At 57.8% G+C, this 15,651-nt stretch carries 20 protein-coding genes; 12 read left to right on the forward strand and 8 right to left on the reverse strand.

Annotation, left to right across the window (positions count from 1 at the left end; all coding sequences use genetic code 11):
- Positions 1-102: 102 nt before the first annotated feature.
- Positions 103-381 (reverse strand): hypothetical protein, encoded by a 279-nt coding sequence (locus ACFPO9_RS16820; protein WP_379772384.1) that lies wholly within the window; start codon positions 379-381, stop codon positions 103-105.
- A gap of 443 nt (positions 382-824) precedes the next feature.
- On the opposite strand from ACFPO9_RS16820, the gene ACFPO9_RS16825 reads away from it, so the two are divergent.
- From ACFPO9_RS16825 to ACFPO9_RS16835, 3 genes are all read left to right on the forward strand, one after another.
- Positions 825-1,400, forward strand: a complete 576-nt coding sequence (locus ACFPO9_RS16825; protein WP_379772387.1) for a hypothetical protein — start codon at positions 825-827, stop codon at positions 1,398-1,400.
- Entirely contained in the window at positions 1,397-1,954 is a 558-nt protein-coding gene (locus ACFPO9_RS16830) for a hypothetical protein (RefSeq protein ID WP_379772389.1), read from the forward strand. Before ACFPO9_RS16825 ends, ACFPO9_RS16830 begins: the two co-directional genes overlap by 4 nt.
- Positions 1,955-2,167: 213 nt before the next feature.
- Entirely contained in the window at positions 2,168-3,166 is a 999-nt protein-coding gene (locus ACFPO9_RS16835; protein WP_379772391.1) for a hypothetical protein, read from the forward strand.
- 98 nt (positions 3,167-3,264) lie between these two features.
- Here the strand turns inward: ACFPO9_RS16835 and ACFPO9_RS16840 are convergent, their stop codons facing one another.
- Both ACFPO9_RS16840 and rnc read right to left on the reverse strand, forming a co-directional pair.
- Positions 3,265-3,960: a YcbK family protein gene (locus ACFPO9_RS16840; protein WP_379772394.1), complete on the reverse strand. Its 696-nt coding sequence runs from the start codon at positions 3,958-3,960 to the stop codon at positions 3,265-3,267.
- Positions 3,852-4,520: a ribonuclease III gene (rnc, locus tag ACFPO9_RS16845; RefSeq protein WP_379772397.1), complete on the reverse strand. Its 669-nt coding sequence runs from the start codon at positions 4,518-4,520 to the stop codon at positions 3,852-3,854. The genes ACFPO9_RS16840 and rnc overlap by 109 nt, the downstream gene beginning before the upstream one ends.
- Before the next feature lie 129 nt (positions 4,521-4,649).
- Here rnc and ACFPO9_RS16850 point away from each other — a divergent pair, with 129 nt between their 5' ends.
- The gene (locus ACFPO9_RS16850; protein WP_379772399.1) at positions 4,650-5,336 is read left to right on the forward strand and encodes an EAL domain-containing protein; all 687 of its coding nucleotides are present in this window, start codon (positions 4,650-4,652) and stop codon (positions 5,334-5,336) included.
- 6 nt (positions 5,337-5,342) lie between these two features.
- On the opposite strand, the gene ACFPO9_RS16855 is transcribed toward ACFPO9_RS16850, so the two are convergent.
- Positions 5,343-5,894: a DsbC family protein gene (locus tag ACFPO9_RS16855; RefSeq protein WP_379772401.1), complete on the reverse strand. Its 552-nt coding sequence runs from the start codon at positions 5,892-5,894 to the stop codon at positions 5,343-5,345.
- Positions 5,895-5,959: 65 nt separating this feature from the next.
- Here ACFPO9_RS16855 and ACFPO9_RS16860 point away from each other — a divergent pair, with 65 nt between their 5' ends.
- A complete protein-coding gene (locus ACFPO9_RS16860) occupies positions 5,960-6,130 on the forward strand; it encodes a hypothetical protein (protein ID WP_379772404.1) in 171 nt (56 codons plus the stop codon).
- A 114-nt stretch (positions 6,131-6,244) separates the two neighbouring features.
- Here ACFPO9_RS16860 and ACFPO9_RS16865 read toward each other — a convergent pair whose 3' ends face one another.
- Positions 6,245-7,510 carry a DUF1173 family protein gene (locus ACFPO9_RS16865; protein WP_379772406.1) on the reverse strand — a complete coding sequence of 422 codons (1,266 nt, stop codon included), beginning with the start codon at positions 7,508-7,510 and terminating at the stop codon, positions 6,245-6,247.
- A 158-nt stretch (positions 7,511-7,668) separates the two neighbouring features.
- On the opposite strand from ACFPO9_RS16865, the gene ACFPO9_RS16870 reads away from it, so the two are divergent.
- Genes ACFPO9_RS16870 through ACFPO9_RS16880 form a run of 3 tightly spaced genes read left to right on the forward strand, consistent with a single transcriptional unit; the run spans position 7,669 to position 9,723 of the window.
- Positions 7,669-8,181 carry a TraR/DksA family transcriptional regulator gene (locus ACFPO9_RS16870; protein ID WP_379772409.1) on the forward strand — a complete coding sequence of 171 codons (513 nt, stop codon included), beginning with the start codon at positions 7,669-7,671 and terminating at the stop codon, positions 8,179-8,181.
- 2 nt (positions 8,182-8,183) lie between these two features.
- Complete coding sequence (locus tag ACFPO9_RS16875; protein WP_379772412.1) at positions 8,184-8,558, forward strand: hypothetical protein; 375 nt, start codon at positions 8,184-8,186, stop codon at positions 8,556-8,558.
- Between the two features lie 49 nt (positions 8,559-8,607).
- The gene (locus ACFPO9_RS16880; RefSeq protein WP_379772414.1) at positions 8,608-9,723 is read left to right on the forward strand and encodes a type IV pilus twitching motility protein PilT; all 1,116 of its coding nucleotides are present in this window, start codon (positions 8,608-8,610) and stop codon (positions 9,721-9,723) included.
- A gap of 64 nt (positions 9,724-9,787) precedes the next feature.
- Here the strand turns inward: ACFPO9_RS16880 and ACFPO9_RS16885 are convergent, their stop codons facing one another.
- A complete protein-coding gene (locus ACFPO9_RS16885; RefSeq protein ID WP_379772417.1) occupies positions 9,788-11,014 on the reverse strand; it encodes a phage integrase N-terminal domain-containing protein in 1,227 nt (408 codons plus the stop codon).
- Positions 11,015-12,045: 1,031 nt separating this feature from the next.
- On the opposite strand from ACFPO9_RS16885, the gene ACFPO9_RS16890 reads away from it, so the two are divergent.
- The 4 genes from ACFPO9_RS16890 (at position 12,046) to ACFPO9_RS16905 (ending at position 14,244) form a co-directional block, all read left to right on the forward strand.
- Complete coding sequence (locus tag ACFPO9_RS16890) at positions 12,046-12,414, forward strand: hypothetical protein (RefSeq protein WP_379772420.1); 369 nt, start codon at positions 12,046-12,048, stop codon at positions 12,412-12,414.
- Between the two features lie 9 nt (positions 12,415-12,423).
- Positions 12,424-13,143, forward strand: coding sequence for a nucleotide-binding protein (locus ACFPO9_RS16895; RefSeq protein WP_379772422.1), 720 nt, complete (start codon positions 12,424-12,426; stop codon positions 13,141-13,143).
- A gap of 2 nt (positions 13,144-13,145) precedes the next feature.
- Positions 13,146-13,754 carry a hypothetical protein gene (locus ACFPO9_RS16900; RefSeq protein WP_379772425.1) on the forward strand — a complete coding sequence of 203 codons (609 nt, stop codon included), beginning with the start codon at positions 13,146-13,148 and terminating at the stop codon, positions 13,752-13,754.
- Between the two features lie 76 nt (positions 13,755-13,830).
- The gene (locus tag ACFPO9_RS16905; protein WP_379772428.1) at positions 13,831-14,244 is read left to right on the forward strand and encodes a hypothetical protein; all 414 of its coding nucleotides are present in this window, start codon (positions 13,831-13,833) and stop codon (positions 14,242-14,244) included.
- An 82-nt stretch (positions 14,245-14,326) separates the two neighbouring features.
- Here the strand turns inward: ACFPO9_RS16905 and ACFPO9_RS16910 are convergent, their stop codons facing one another.
- Complete coding sequence (locus ACFPO9_RS16910; RefSeq protein ID WP_379772806.1) at positions 14,327-14,776, reverse strand: lytic transglycosylase domain-containing protein; 450 nt, start codon at positions 14,774-14,776, stop codon at positions 14,327-14,329.
- 63 nt (positions 14,777-14,839) lie between these two features.
- The gene (locus tag ACFPO9_RS16915) at positions 14,840-15,556 is read right to left on the reverse strand and encodes a DsbC family protein (protein WP_379772431.1); all 717 of its coding nucleotides are present in this window, start codon (positions 15,554-15,556) and stop codon (positions 14,840-14,842) included.
- Positions 15,557-15,651 lie beyond the last annotated feature (95 nt).

A 15,651-nucleotide genomic window follows, 5' to 3' on the forward strand; every position in this document is an offset into this window, starting at 1 on the left:
ATGAAGCTTTCCAATGCCGAAGGGCATCGGGCAGCCGGTCGTTGACAGCCGGCGCCAGCGGAATGAGTGGCATGCCAGTGCGACATGCCACTATTCGCGTGGTCATTGCGGGTACACCAGGGGCAGGCCGGGCGACATGCTCACGGTGAGCAGCGCGTCATACGCCGCGTCCTGAATCTCTTTGATCCGTGCGCGCACCGAAGCGATTTTATGGTCGCGATAAGCGGCCATCGTACGCAGGTACTGCACGTCCTCTGGAGGGATGCCAACATCGGTCATCCAGCACAACGAATCGTCTTTGGTCGAGGTACTCAACATCACATGCTCCTGAAAAAAGGTCTGGACAAGCCGTCCCAATTGCAGCCGCGCGAGCAGACGCAAATGGGGCGGCTTGTCCTAATCAGGGCAAGCAAAAATCGGTACGGAATGGCAGAAGCCCGCCTCTAAGCACTGAGGCTTAAAAGCAGTTCAATCCAGCTGCGCGGAGCAGTGGAGATTGCGCTCGGAATCACGGAGCGTGATTGAGATGAGTTCCGCAAAGCGGCTAAAAATCATCTGGCTATAGTAGCTCACGGCTGGGGCCAATCGTGAACATATCCCGCTGGGCGGGTGCAGCAATGCCGGAAGCCGGCCACGTCAAAATTCGACAAGCCATGGTAGCACGATTTTGATGACAAAACACAACTTGCGTTCCTTTAAGCAACACTTATCCTCTCTCTTTGCAATCGCTTTTCCCTGGTTACGCATCGCCACCCAGGAAAAGTTACTTTTTATTGCGAGCATTCGGCGTTTTGCCGTTGCTGCACAGAATTATGCTCCCACCTATGGAACCTCAGCAGACCCCCTCATCCGACATCACCGTCCTCGACAACGGTAGAGTCCTCACGGCAGATGGCCTGGCGCTCAAGGGCATCGACGCGGTCGAGATCATCAACGTTCGCCTCGAAAATCGAACCGACTGCGTGTTCTATTCCTGGCAGGCCTGTCGGCTGATCCGCCGCGACTTCAATTTCGTTGCTGCCAAGATGTTCCATCGCGAGCGTCGCAAAGGCGGTCCGGAACAGGTGCGCAGCCTTGTGCACGAAGTCAGGCTGCAGGCCGAGCTGCTGGCGATCGAATGCGAGGTCTTCGATGCGCCGGTCGAACGCGTAGCTCGGGTCGTTCCGCTGCGACTGGTGTCGGCCAATGCCGCAAGCCTGTTCAGGGCTTTCCAGATGGCGGACGCGGCTTATGCAAAGCTGAATTACGCGGTTGAGTCGCGCAAGCTCGCTGAGAACCAGGTGCACGGCTATACGCATCCGTTCGAATCAGCCTTCTCCGACCTAAAGATGTATTGCTCGACCAGGAACCAGCAGGAAAAGACCGCACTTGAGCTGGCCAAGGCCGAAGGGATCGCATGATGGAGGGCCAGGTTCGCGTAGGTCCGACCTATACCACCCAGGAGCGCAGCAAATTAGGCAACCCCCTTGTCATCAAGGGAGTGGAACGCATTGAGGCGGTCAACATTCCAGGCGACGATGTTCGCCGTGACGCCGAGCTATTCTCGCATCACATCAGCCGAGTCATGCGTCGGGACTTCAATCTCACCAGCGTGAAGCTGTACTGGTACACCAAAGGCTACAATAGGCGCCAGAACGCCCGCAGGATGCTGCAGGATCTGGTGGACGAGGCCGGTAGCCTTGAGGATATGGCGCGTCCTTATGAGATGCCTCATGCCGGGCCAGCGGCCACATGCACCATGCGAATCATTTCGGATGAGGCAGACTTACTTTTCGGCGCCCTCATTACGGCGGATCGCGCGTTGTACAAGCTGATGCATAGCCCACTGGCGGACGTCGTGGAAGAAAACGCAGGGCCATTCATGCGCTCGTTCACGACGCTGCGCAAGGCGGTGTTCGGCTTCCAGGGTGACCAGCCCCAGCAGCCTGCAGCACCGGACCGTTCCGAGGATTGATCAAGGCTGCGCTGTTCGTGGATACCGAGCGCCAGCTGACCGTGGGACACGGTGTCCGCCCTCGATTCCGTCTAACTTATTGATTTCGCGGAAAACATCTATTCCACCCCTGCAATTTCGGGGTCGTGTTTTTGCCGTGCTCCCCCGCTACCCTGCTTGCCAAGCCTTCAAGCGGCGGTAACCTACTCGTAGACCAAATTCAGGAGCATTTATATGCACAACATGGATCAGCTGGAAGCCGGCGTAAACGGCCAGATCAAACCGGGCAACCTCAAGGAGGCCATGAAGGCCGCTGGGGCATCGTCCGGCGACCTTTGGAAGCTGCCGTTCTATAAGCTGCACATCATCGAGGGCTTCAACCTGCGCGTTCGCACCCCTCAATACCAGGCCAAGATCGACGAGTACGCCGAATTGCTGGCCAATGAGGGCTGGCTGAACCACGCGCCGATGAAAGGGCTGGTGCAGCACGACGAAGGGACCGGCGAGCACCGGATTTACATCTTCGATGGACACACACGACTGCTCGCCCTTCCGTCGGCGAACGCGAAGCGCTCGGCCCGTGGCCTTCCACTGATTTCGGATGTGACGGTGATCGGCATCCCGTCCAAGAAAAACGGCAAGGAGCCGATCAGCACCGCCGACCTGACCGTGGCCATGGTCCAGGCCAACATGAGTAACCCACACACGGCGTATGAGCTTGCGCTCGCCTGCCAGCGTCTGGCCGACGAACAGATCCCGAATAGCGAGATCGCCAAACGACTGTCGCTGTCTACCGAATGGGTCAAGAGCCTGCTGCTGCTGATGAAGGCGCCGAAGGAACTGCGTGAGCGGGTCGCCACCGAGGCGTTGAAGGTGACGCTGGCGGTCGAGCTGCTAAAAGAGTATGGCGACGACGCAGCCGAGATGGTCGAAGAAGCCGCGGCCGAAAAGGAAGCGCAGGGTAAGCCGGTCAAGATCACGAAGAAGAACATCAAGCCGAACAGCCCGTTCACGAAAGCGGTCAAGCGCTCGGCGCCCGCAATGTACGACGCCCTTGCGATCGTGAAGAAGGACCCGGCCTTCGCTCAGCTGAACACGGACACGCGCGAGAAGCTGCTTGAGATCATGGCGACGTTGGATAAGGCCAAGGACGATGGCGCGGTTGACCACTCGAAGCAAACGACGATCTTCGACGCCGCCGCCGGCGACCAGGGCGAGAAGGCCGCTGCCTAATATTTATTTGCCCCGATGAAACAGTGGCCCTTACCTATGAAGCGTAAGGGCCACGACATCGAGTTATCCACAAAAGCTGTGAAGAAGTAGTCAGCGCCTCAGCCGACCCAATGCCGCACCCTGCCGCGGTCCAGATGGGTAAAATTCTTCCCCGGATAGTAGCCCACCCCTCCCCCGGCCAAGTAGCGCCCGAACCTGCTCAACGCGTCGGTACTGACCCCCTCGATCCGCAAGTCAAGTGCCTGCGCCCGCATGTGAAGGCTGTTGCGCACCCCACCCTCGTTCGCGTTTGTTTGAGGGCTCCGGTAGCCGCTGTTGATAATCAGCGGCTTGTCGATCCCGTTCGCTCGCAGCCAGCCATACACACCACGCGCGATGTCCAGCGCCACCAGGTCGAACTGGACAGCCAGTCCAGCCTGCACATCTCGCAGGATATAACAGAGTTGCATATACCCCTCTGGAATGAGCTTTCCATCGGCCCAATACACCACCCTTACCTGCTCATCACGCGGCTGGCCTTTTCCTGCCGGACGGTACAGCCACAACTCGCGCGGAAGGGACCAAAAATCCGACGACTGTCCGAACGCTGGCGCTGCCACGCACGCGGCGGCGCCGGCCACCTGCTGCAGGAAGCGGCGGCGGCCTGGCAGCAACAGGTTGGACTCGCCGGCCACTGGGAGGAGCTCTAAACCGTCGCGCACTTTTTTAACACCTTTGCAGCGGCATCCTTCTCGGCCAGTTTCCGGTTTGAGCCTTTGCCGGTCATCGCGATATTGAGCTTTGGGACGCTGCATTGCACTTCGAACGTGCGGGCGCCTGGCTCGCCCTGGCTGAGGACAGAATAGGTCGGCACCGGAATTCCGCGTGCCTGCAGGTGCTCTTGTAGAGCGGTCTTGGCGTCCTTCCCCAGCTGCGCTTCGCCGCGCTCGAGCAGGCCAACCATGTGGTGCACGATGATGGCTTTCGCCGCCTCGTGGCCGGCGTCGAGCTGCACGGCTGCGAACAGCGCTTCGAGGGCGTCCGACAGAATCGAATCCTTCGACTTCTCGACGCGGTAATTTTGGTCGACCTGCAGAACCGGCGCGACACCGATCCGGTTCGCGATCTTGACCAGGGACTCGTGGCAGACCATCGCCGCGCGCACGCGCGACAGGTCGCCTTCTGACAGGGTAGGAAAGCGCTGGTACAGCATTTCGGCGACCGCGTAGTTGAGGATCGCGTCGCCCATGAACTCCAGGCGCTCATTTGAGGTGCCGCCCATGCTCTTGTGGCGCAAGGCTTGGTGCAGGAGACTCACGTTTGTGAAAACGTGCCTTAAATTGGTTTGCAATGAAATATATGGCTGGTCATGCATGTTTTATTCTCCATGAAGTCGCATTCTAGGGCTTTGCCGCGAGGAAATACTGCGGAAAGGTTGAGCATTTGCCTGAACAATTGCGGCTCAAATGACCGGTATATCGCCATTTCAGTTTCGGAGGCCTGCATGACCAAACGACCCATTTTCAAACGTCTTGACGTTCCGGTTGGCGCCCAAGGTGGGGTCAGCATCCCTTTTGAAATGCAGCCGATCGTCCAGCTCGCCGACGGCCGGGTCAAAGCATGTGAGTTGCTCTATCGCGGCCAGAGGCCTGCAGACTGGGCGTCGGTCGATGCAGCCATGCTCGGTTTCCTGAGCGTGCCGAGGCCAGGTTTGCCCCCGGTCTACGTCAACCTGTCGAACGACATCCTCATGTCGCGGGGCGCCGATGAGCTCGCCCGGGTAGCGACGGCGAACGATGTGACGTTCGAACTGAGCGAAGCTGTGTCGGGTTACGGCGACCGCGCGGCGATCGCCTCGAAAGTGAACGAACTCATTGGCGCGGGCGTGCGGGTAGCGCTCGACGACTTTGGCGCCGGCCGGGATGGACTGCAGCGTCTGTACGCGATTGGCAACGTGGCAGCCATTAAGATCGATCGGGAATTCCTCCTCACCTGTATGCGCCGGCAGGATGCCCGCCGAATGCTATGCATGCTCGTCGCTCAGTGGCGACAAGAGGGAGTCAGGTCGATCGCGGAGGGCGTCGAGGACAATGTAATGTTCGCCTTCGCTCAAGCGATCGAGGTGGATTTTGTGCAGGGCTGGTTCGTCGACAGCCTGGTGGCGATGCAGCTGCTCGGCAACGCCGCTTGAGTGCGCTTACCGCGCCCCGGCTTTAGAAATATTCTCGGCAATCTCGCCGGACGAAAGCATTCCAGTGGAGACGTGCCCATCGGCATAGACGATGCTCGGCGTGTATGTCAGTTTCAAGCGCTGGACCAGTGCCTGGTTCTTTTCCAACGCGGTTGCGTCACAGGTTGCTAAGCCTGCTGGCCGACCGGCAGCGATCCTCTGCCACTCCTCCGCTGGATCCTTGGAGCACCACACGTCTACGGCTAAACGGCGGCTGGTTTCGGTGCGGCCGGGAAGCATGTGCCGGTACACGGTCACGTTTTCCAGATGGGCCAGCTCGGGCTCGAGCTTGCGGCAGAACGTGCATTCGGAACTTAAGAAAACGTGGATCGCACGCGAACCGTCGCCCAGGGTGGTCTTGAACGTAGCTTCGTTGGTGATCGCGCCCACCGCCGACGAGTCGAGCTGGGTAACAGATGTCGGTGCCAAAAGTAAGTTGACGCAAACTGTTGCGCCTGCCAGCACTACAGCGCCAGCGACGAGCTTTTTCAGAGGGAGGGAGTTCTTAGCTTGCGCCATGACAATCGAGGGTTACTATAGACACATAGATCGTACTTTACTGAACAGCCTTACTGGAGCGCAAAATGACTGAATTTTTCCACACTCTCATGAATACCAACCCGGTCCACATCCTTCTCGCCGTCGGCACCGTATTTGCCGTATGCAGCGGCGGCGCCAGCGGCGTCGTGGAAGACGACAACAGCGATTACGAGAACGCGAGCTGGAACCCGAGCAGCGTGAACTACAATGGCTGATCCCCGAAGCCTGCTGCCGGCATGGCAGACGACACCGCCGGGATATAAGCACCATCCCATAGAAAAAGCCCGACATCATTGCCGGGCTTTTTGCTTTCTGAACAAGACGCCGGTTTAGCGTGCCGCTGGAAACGGCGGGACGGTCGAGGCATCACCGTTGGCCGCGGCCTCCCATTTCCACCACCCAGCCGGTCCATACCGGTTATCGTAGTAGGCGCTTTTTTCTACTTGTCGCTGCAGGTATCCCTCATCCGCTCGCCCGAAGACTTCCATGGGCATTTCATGCGTCGTATCCGTCAAGATGAAATCTGGCAGCACCAGGTCGGCGCCGGCGTCATAGCGCATCGGCTTGACGAACGATCTGCCCTGCGCCACGAGAAGATCGGCCACGACCCGTTCGTAGCTGGAGTCCACTGGTACGAACTCCGCGGTAATGCTCATGAGCGCCATGTCGATAACGGTGGCATACACGCTCTTCTGCCCCTGTTTAATCTCGACCTGGGCTATCGCAACTGTTCCGTGCCCGCTACGCCAGGCCGCGATCGCGTTCGCAAAGCGCCGGACCGTGCTGTCCCATACGCCGGTCTTCATGTACGCACTCGGCATGCCGTGAAAGCCACTAATCTTCAACCGTTCGCCCATCTCGCTAAAGCGTTCCTGCGTAAAGCTCGCTAGCGGCGCGATCACAATCAATCGGCGCTTGTCGGCAAGGGCGGCGGCTGCACGCAGGCGATTTCGTTCTGCTTCCCTCGTCTCCGCGCCGAAAGCTGGTAGCAGGAGGTTGTCGACGAGCTTCACCTGGCCAGCCCACAGGTCGTCGGCCGCGTTGTTGATCCACCAGTAGGCGAGCGACGCCTTACGCTTGCCGGTGAACGCAGGCTTCCAGTGATTCAGGCCTGCCTCCTCCCAGAGATAATGGAGCAGCCCGAGCAGCTTCATCGATGCTTGCCTGATTGACGGTGCGCGGTTGACCGGAGGCCTGCTTGGACCGGCTGGCGCGTCCACATCGCCTCGCTCAAGCATCGCAATCTCCAGGCGGATCTTGATCGATCCGTCAGGGCGTTGGTCGATTACACCGGTTGTACTTCCGCCCTCGCCGGATTGCACAGGGCTGGCGCTGTAATATTGGCAGTCAGCAGCGTGCTGGCCGCCGCTTAGACTAAAGCGTGCGAGCGCGTAACTGTCGCTCCCCTCGTAGTACTTCACGGCCAACCGCTTTTCTCCCCTTCCCTTACACCCGCAACGCAAATCAGCGCGGCCGTATGCCGACTTCAATACGGATTGCCAGCCGATCTTGAAATGCTCCCCGGTCTGGAAGACAGCGGTATATGTCCGTGTGTTCTCGTTGAGCGTAATGGTGACTGGGTGGACGTCGTTCATGGTCGCGAAGCTGTAATTGTCGAGCTCCTAGTTTCCCACGCTGCGCGGACGCAGTAGGAAGAAAAGTAACTTGAATTAGGACTCTCTTATTCGCTACCGCATTTACGGCAAAACGTCGCATTTTTTAATGTGTTTAAGAAGTGCCAGCGTAAATCCAAATGGGACAATTCTTGTACTTCGGAAACTATCACTCTTGGACGGATAAATTGGCCGCACAACAAAATGTCGCAACCGCAGTCCAGGCGCGCATCCACGCGCAACCTTCTTTGCTCATCGAAGCGCAGATCCGCAGCATGGGCGATGAACAATACATGGGCGAAGCGCAAAAGCAGTTTTTCCGTGCGCTACTCATCGCCCAGCAAGAAATGCTCGACGCCAGGACGCGTGCCTCCGCCGCGGAGATTGCGATCACGAGCGCCGGGGCTGATCCGGTCGACCGCGCCAGTGCGGAGGAAGAACACCAACTGGCGATCGCCGGCCGGGCTCGCGACGCCGCGCAGCTGATCGAGATTCGTGCCGCCCTCAAGCGAATCGAGGCCGATGAGTTCGGGTGGTGCGTGGAGACTGGCGACATGATCGGAGTCGGCCGCCTGCTGATCTGTCCGACCGCGACTCTGTGCGTCGAAGCGCAGCAGCGCCGCGAGAGCAAAGCCACCCGCCAGAGGAGCTGATCATGTACAAGTTCATGCCCAAGGCCGTGGAAGAGGATAATCCCCACTACGATCCCGATACTCTGCTGGATACGCTGACGCGTCTTCTCGGCGCCAGGAACGATCGGCATCTCGCGCGACTTTTGAGCGTACAGCCCTCGCAGATTTGCAAGGTAAGGAAGCGCCGCGTCTCTGTGGCGCCCGCCCTTTTGATAAGCATGCACGAAGAAACTGGCCTCAGCCTGCGCCAGCTGCGCGCCTTGATGGGTGACTACCGCGAGCATAGTGGCGCCAGCGCGAAGCACCCCACCCTGCCTCAGCTTCAATACCTAAAGGGTTTGCGTCCGCTGCAGACTCACCAAGCCGGCGCAACCAGATCCACACGCATTGCGGCCTAACGGCGTGCCCCGTCGGAGCCTGTTTGTTTCCAACTCGTTAAGAAAATATATGAACCCGACTTCGCAGATTCCGACACTGTCGTTTGAGGAAAACGAGGACCACCCGGTCTTCGGCACACTGGTCGAGCAGATCCTGCACCTGCTGAACTCGCGCCTGGTGTTCTCAGACATTATCATCCATCAGAACAGCCCTTTGATGCTGCGCCAGCCGAAAGGGCTAGTCGCGGTGACCGACTCGCCAATCACCCGGGAAGAACTCGAAGAATTCTTCGAAGTGGTTGAGCCGAGCTGGGCCGAGCGCATTGCTGACCGCGCATTTGACCGATCGATCGACCTTCACACGGCTCGCATCCGGGCCAACTGCTTTACCTTCCAGGGCAAAAAGCGTCTCGGTTGCGTTATTCGCCGCTTCCCGAAGGAGCCTTTGCGGCTCAAGGACTTGGGTATGGAACCAGATGCGCAAGCACTGGCGGAGTTCCGGAGCGGCCTGGTCCTGATTATTGGCGATACCTGCCAAGGCAAGTCGACCACGATCGCCTCAATTCTGGACGACATCAACAAGCGCCGTTCAGGCCACATCATCACCATCGAGGACCCGGTCGAGACGTTGATCCCTCAGCGTAACTGCATCATCACCCAACGCGAGGTGGGCATGGACGGCGACGTCGAGAGCTACTATCTGGGCGCCCTCGACGCATTGCGCGAGCGTCCGGACGTGATCGCGATCGGCGAGATCCGGGATGCGCAGACCGCGCAGGAAGCACTGGCGCTGGCCGAATCGGGCCCACTCGTGCTGGCCACCCTACACGCGCGTTCGACCGAAATGGGCTTGCAGAAGATGCTCCGCCTGCTTGGCAATTCCGAGGCGCAGTCGCAGGCGCTCGCACACGCATTGCGCGCCGTGCTGTGCCAGGCCTTGTTGCCGTCGCTCGACGCGAACTGCTACCACTTGGCCACGGAATGCCTCACTGCCAGCCCGGACGTCGCCCGTCTCGTTGAATCCGGCGACCTCAGCGGCCTGCGTGATTACCTGAACAGCGGCAAGGCGTACGGCAGCTACACGATGAACTCGTCGCTGCAGCGAATGCTCGCCAACCGTCAAATCAGCCTCGAGGACGCTCGTAATGCGACGACCGACCGGATAGGCCTGTCGCATCTCGAATGATGAACTAATCCACCTTCACGTAAAAATGCCTGGCTGACCACCAGGCATTTTTTTTACCGTTACGTTATCGAGGAACCGCGAAGTGGTTGGCGGCCGCTTCAAGTGCCGCAATATTGGACTCCCCAGGACGCAGCCACGGCGTGCAATGGCGGCTACTGTGATGCTCCCACAAGGCTTGTGTAATACGGGGCTCGACGTAAGCACGCACCGTTGTAAGCTCGGTTGTAAGGCGCATGCAGTCATCCATTCGTTCAGGCGGGATGTCCGTGATCTTTTCCGCCGGTAAAGCCGCAACGGCCGCTTCAATAGCCAGTTTGGTCCTATCGGCCGCATCGGGTTTGCTGTTCCGGTCGAAAGACCCGAAATACGCCGAGGTAATGCTTTTCCGTGAATGGCCCAGAAGTTCACTCACCTGCTCGCGTTTCAGGTCCAAATCATCCTTCGCCATCTGGCCGGTTGTGCCGCCCAAAGTAGGTGGAATCACATTAACAATTAACGCGGCATTCTCAGCATATTGCGCGCGCAATCCATGTCCAGTTACTTTGCTGATCGCTTTGGTGATGCCGATTTTTGCCAACATCTTGTGCCACTTCGCGAGATTATATTCAATCGTGGCTGCGCTACCATCGCGCATAGCGGTCCAGCCCAGGTGCTCGCTTTTCTTCACCATCGATTTAACATGATCCAAAACGATTCGCTGTTCCGGCGTGTCGATATCGATATTGCGCGGCCTGTCGCCCTTTGTTTTATACGCGGCGAAATAGGTCACTTTATCGACTTTCCAGGGATAGCATTCGAGCACTTCATGTCTGCGCAGGCCAAATGCGACAGCCAAACGGAGCATCGCGCCAAAGCGAAGATCCAAAGCATCGGCCTCTCTCACCTTCTCAGCTATATCTACGCCATTTGCGGCCCAGCTTTTGCTCGACGCGGCCGCCGTTGTTACTTTCAGCTCAGCCTTTGGTACGTCTGGCAGATAATGCGGCGCGTCCTTCACCATTTCGCCTTTGCCGATCCAGCGGCAGAAGATGCGGAGATACGAAAGTTTGACTTGAATCGTCTTAACGGTGAATTCGTCGTTGTACCAGGACTTACAAAGCGCCTCGACGTGCTTCTCGCCAAGGTTTTCCGGCTTTTGCAATTTGAAACCCAGCGTCGAGAGCCTACGGAAATCCGCCCGCAACGCTTCGCCAATGGCCGACTTCGTGCGTTCGCTGGCGACCTTGCCGTTGGTTCTCGTTCCGGAATGCTTTTGCAGGATCGCGTTAAGTTGGGTAATGACTGAGTCCATACTTCCTCCATAAATTAAGACGCGTGGGAGAGTCGCATCCGTATACACGCCACGCCATCTGGTACGCGTATAGGGATGCGGCCTCGCCACATAATCGGTACTGCTTTAACTTGCCGGGGAGAGGGACCCAAACGTAAGCACGCTAATTTCACCCTGTCTCCCCTCTTGGCAAAGAGACAACATGCCGGCACCTTTCGGCTACCGATTACCTGACTTACCGCTGCCAGGCCTGGAACTCTCACGCGGTTTCTCGCGTAGCGCTTCCCGCCCCAATGGGCAGGTCTTTGGTGGCGCTAGCACCAGATGGTCTTACTCACGCCCTAAAGCGTCGCGGAGGCAGCATTGGCACTGGCACTCGGCCAGCGATTCCTGCGTCGGGGAGCTTCCCGATATCCGCCTGTCTACGTCTCAATGTGAATGTCATGGCTCAGACCGGAGCCCTCGGCGCAGCTGCTTGAGCTGCTGGTGTTGTGCACCGAAATCCCTGAAAACCTCCCCGCAAACAGTGCAGGAAAAACACGATTAGTGGGAAATCAGCGTTCCTAAGCGCCGACGAGCCCCGATGTAGCCAGGGTTTCGCCGTCACTCAGTGTTCCTCATTGTTTCCGGCACACTGTCAAAAAAAGCGGCGCAAGAACGCCATGAGGTGCAGGAGAGGAACGTGTTGAAGGAATAGTGCCAGGCCAAACTTCCCTGGTCAGGAGGTGTGCCGCTGAGGCGGCGGTGCTAATTGGTGCTTTTCGATTCCAACGGAACAGAAAAGGTAGAGGGTTACAACAATGCCGCATGGCGACCCGAGAATCTTAGTGCCCCGAGCGGCTAAAAGTCAATGCAATCCTTACGAAAAACACTTCGCTTTCGCTTGTCGCTGGAGTCCTGCCGCTGTGTAAGGTATCGGTCATCCGGCGCATAGCATTCCCATAGCGTCGGCGTAGCATCAACATAGCATCGACTTAGCATTGACTTAGCACTTTCGAATTTATGGGCATCTACCAATCAGTCGTCCACTTAGCGGCAATTCCGATCATCAAATGACGCGACTCGACCTATCCTTAATCGAGCCTGCGCCAAAAGCGAAATCAAAGGCCGCTCAGATAGCCGAGCTGCTACCGGAAATTGAGGAGGCGCTGGCTGCAGGACACAGCCACCTGACGATCTTCGAACAGATCAAAAATAAGATAGGACTCGAACTTTCTTTTGGCTATTACGAAAATACACTACACAGGCTCCGACAGCGAAAGGCGGCAAAGAACAAGGTGACTCCGAGACCTCAAGCGGGCGTGGATCGAAACCAAATTCCGCAGGCAGCTATAGCAGTTAGACCAGGAAACTCGAATGACGCCCCCACAAGTAAATTGCAAGCGGCGTTAGGCGAACCGGTCGATGATTTTTTTTCATAAGGAAACGCAATGAACACTATTCACTTTGTAATGATGGGTAAAGGCGGCGTCGGTAAATCGCTGATCGCGGTCACGCTCGCTCAATATCTCCGCAGCTTAGACCGGCCTTTGAATTGCATCGACCTCGATCCGACCAGTCCGACTTTTAAACAATTCGGTGCGCTTGCCGTCGAGCACATCAATATTGCTGACAGCGAATGCAATATCGACCCCACACGCTTCGACGTGTTGATGGAAAAGATTTTGGCATCGGATACCGATTGGGTTATCGACACTGGTGCCCCTACCTTTCTTCCCCTCGTCAATTACTTGGCGGAAAACCAGGTATTTTCGTTCTTAGTGGCGTCGGGACGCCGTGTCGTGATTCATTCGCCTTTGGTCGGTGGCGTTGCAATGGGCGAAACCGTCAGCGGCTTAAAAGCTATCCTCCAGATGAGCGACTGTCCAGTCGTGGTGTGGGAGAACGAATATTTCGGCCCTGTCGAAATGAACGGAAAGCGATTCGTGCAAACCGCCGGGTATGAGCAGTTCAAGAAGCGTGTCCTCGGTCTGGTTCCCCTCGATAAAAAGAATCATAAAACCGCAGAGGCCGATCTTCGTGCGATGCATGCTCGCCGCTTGACGTGGGATGAAGCAATTAACGACCCTGGTTTCATGACCATGCAGCGTAACCGCCTGACGATCATGCGCGATGAGATCGCTGGGCATTTGAACAAGATTGAACTGTAACGATGAGCGATCCTGCTGCGAGAAAGGCGATAGTGTTGGAATTGTTCGCGGCTACTGGAGAAAGCATTCCAGAGAATGATCCTATCGTCACTGGCGCCATCATTTTCTCGCACAAGCTTAACGAAGTTGCGAAACTCTCAGCCGAAGAAATGCGGGCAGCCGGCCGGCTCGCTGCGGCGGCACTCCATGAGGCTGCGAAAGAAGCATCACTGGTGCTCGATAAGGCAAGCGAGCGCCGCGCGGTTGAATCGGCAGCGACTACAGCTAAGGCTGAAGCCGCTGTTCGTGCGGCCGCGGGCCAAATCGAGCGCATGGCGGCGGACCGAGCCCAGTTGTTGAAATTGGTCGAGGCCAGTGCAAAAAGCGCGAAGGCCACAGCCAACGGGCAACCAGGTCCGCTTTCGCTTCGGTACGTTCCTGCTTGGTTTGCCGTTATCGGAGCTTTGGTTGGCGCAGTTGCACTTGCATCTGCATGGGTAATCGGCGTCGAGCGTGGCACAGCGCAGGCCGAGGATGCTGCAGTGGGTCGGTCATTCGCTCGAGCTGTGCTGACGATGGATCCCAAACTCCGACAGGAGTTGATGGAGCACCTTAGTAAAAACTCTGGCTGATCACGGCGGCGCAAAGCTGACTTGCGCCGCCGATTTCCGTTGCTACTCTTCGCTTACACCACCACAGGAGTACAGCATGCTCAACAGGAAATTCACCAACGCCGACATCAACCAGCTCGATTGGGCCCGCCGCGATCGCGCGACCATGCTCCGGTCGCTTCACGCCGCCTCCGCCCCGCGCGCTCCGAGACAAGCATCGAGCGGCTGGGCCACCGACGTCACTGGCAACGACCCGCGTTCTGTCCGCGCTTACCTCGCTGGCAAGGGCGACCTACGCGCTACGTGGTGGAACCTGTTCAGCGCCGTGTATATGGCCGTTGTTCCGGCGGCGACGCTTACTCACGCCATGTATGCGTTTCACCGCTTCCATCACGCCCTGACGATTGGGCGCCTGACGTTCGCTGCCGCAGTAAGCGCGACTGCCGCTGATCTCGAGCGCGACGGCATTGTCACTGCCGTGCGCAACAGCGTTGCCGCCACGGAGCGTTAAGAGGCATTCGAGCGCCCGGAGCGCAAAAAGAAAAAAGGAGACACAGTCTCCTTTTTGTCGTCCGCTTCGCACCAGGGACGGGTCAGCCGGCGGCTTGTTGTGGGATCAATCCCTGCGATACCCAGAAGTCGATTATCCGCTTAATGCGAGCAGCGTATTCGTCCCTATACCGCGGCGTGGTGCTATGGTACGAACCAACTGCTACCCAGCTGTTTCCGAACTTCCGCACCTGCTTGCCGAGGTGCCAGCCTGCGATGAACGCTGCCTTGCACCCATCCATTAAGTCTGCCTGACTCACCCCATACTGCGCCAGCTCGGCCAGGTGTACACTGTTCACTCCAAACATTCCGAGGTCGATCGTATTGTTCGAATTTCGTGCCACCGTGTTCGGTTTGAAGCCGGTTTCCTGTGCAGCGATCGCGCGCAGTATCCACGGGTTCACCTGGTGGTACTGTGCCGCGTCGTCGAAGCAGTCAGCTCGAGCCGTTTCATAAACGGACAGTGCTGCGATAACGATGCAGGGCGCAAGCATGCAGCGAAGCGAAGGGACATTAAGTGTTTTCAAAACTGGCTACGGTTGATGCTGCCTCCGGCGTTATTCGCCGAGCTTGGCTTCGATTTCAGCCGCTGGCTTGTAGCCATTGATCTTGGTGTCGTCGGCGAAAAGCAATGCCGGCGTGCCGGTGATGCGCAGCTTCCGAGACAGGGCGAGGTTCCGCTGCAGCGGCGTGTCGCAGTCGGGCGCCGCGGGCTGCAGCATTCCACCACCGCCACTCATGAGTTGAACCCAGGTGCGCGCACGCTCCGGAGAACACCAGATCGCCTTCGCTTTCACTTCCGAGTCCGGCGAGAGGATCGGGATGAGGAAGGTATACACGGTGACGTTGTCGATTTTGTTGATTTCCGACATGAGGCGCTTGCAGTAGCCGCAGTTCGGATCCTCGAAGGTCACCAAGACTCGCTTACCGTTACCCTTTACCGTCTTGATTGCGTCCTGCAGCGGCAGTTCGGAAAACTTGAAAGCGCCCAGCTGCGCCAGGCGTTGCTCGGTTAAATTGGCTTTAGTCTTCGAGTCGACGAGGGTTGCGCCGAAGATCACGAAGCTGCCCGTCTTGTCGGTGTAGAGGATTCCGCGAGGAGTGATAATCTCGTATAGGCCAGCGCGGTCGCTGGGGCTCACCTTCTCGATCGGAACATTGTTGAGCAACGGGCTGACATTCCTGGCGATTTCGCTTTCGGTGGTGCCTGCTTTAGCGATACCGGCGGCAAGAACCAATGTGGTGATGCCCGTTTTTAGGATGATGCGTTTCATGAATTTTCGATGGCGGAAGAAGCGGACAAAGGCGGGACGCTGAGTTGCGACCTGTACGGAATAGCGGAAGAAAAAAGCCCACACCCTAAGGCGTG

The organism is Massilia aerilata (assembly GCF_042656905.1).
In the GTDB taxonomy this organism is placed as follows: Bacteria; Pseudomonadota; Gammaproteobacteria; order Burkholderiales; family Burkholderiaceae_D; genus Telluria; species Telluria aerilata.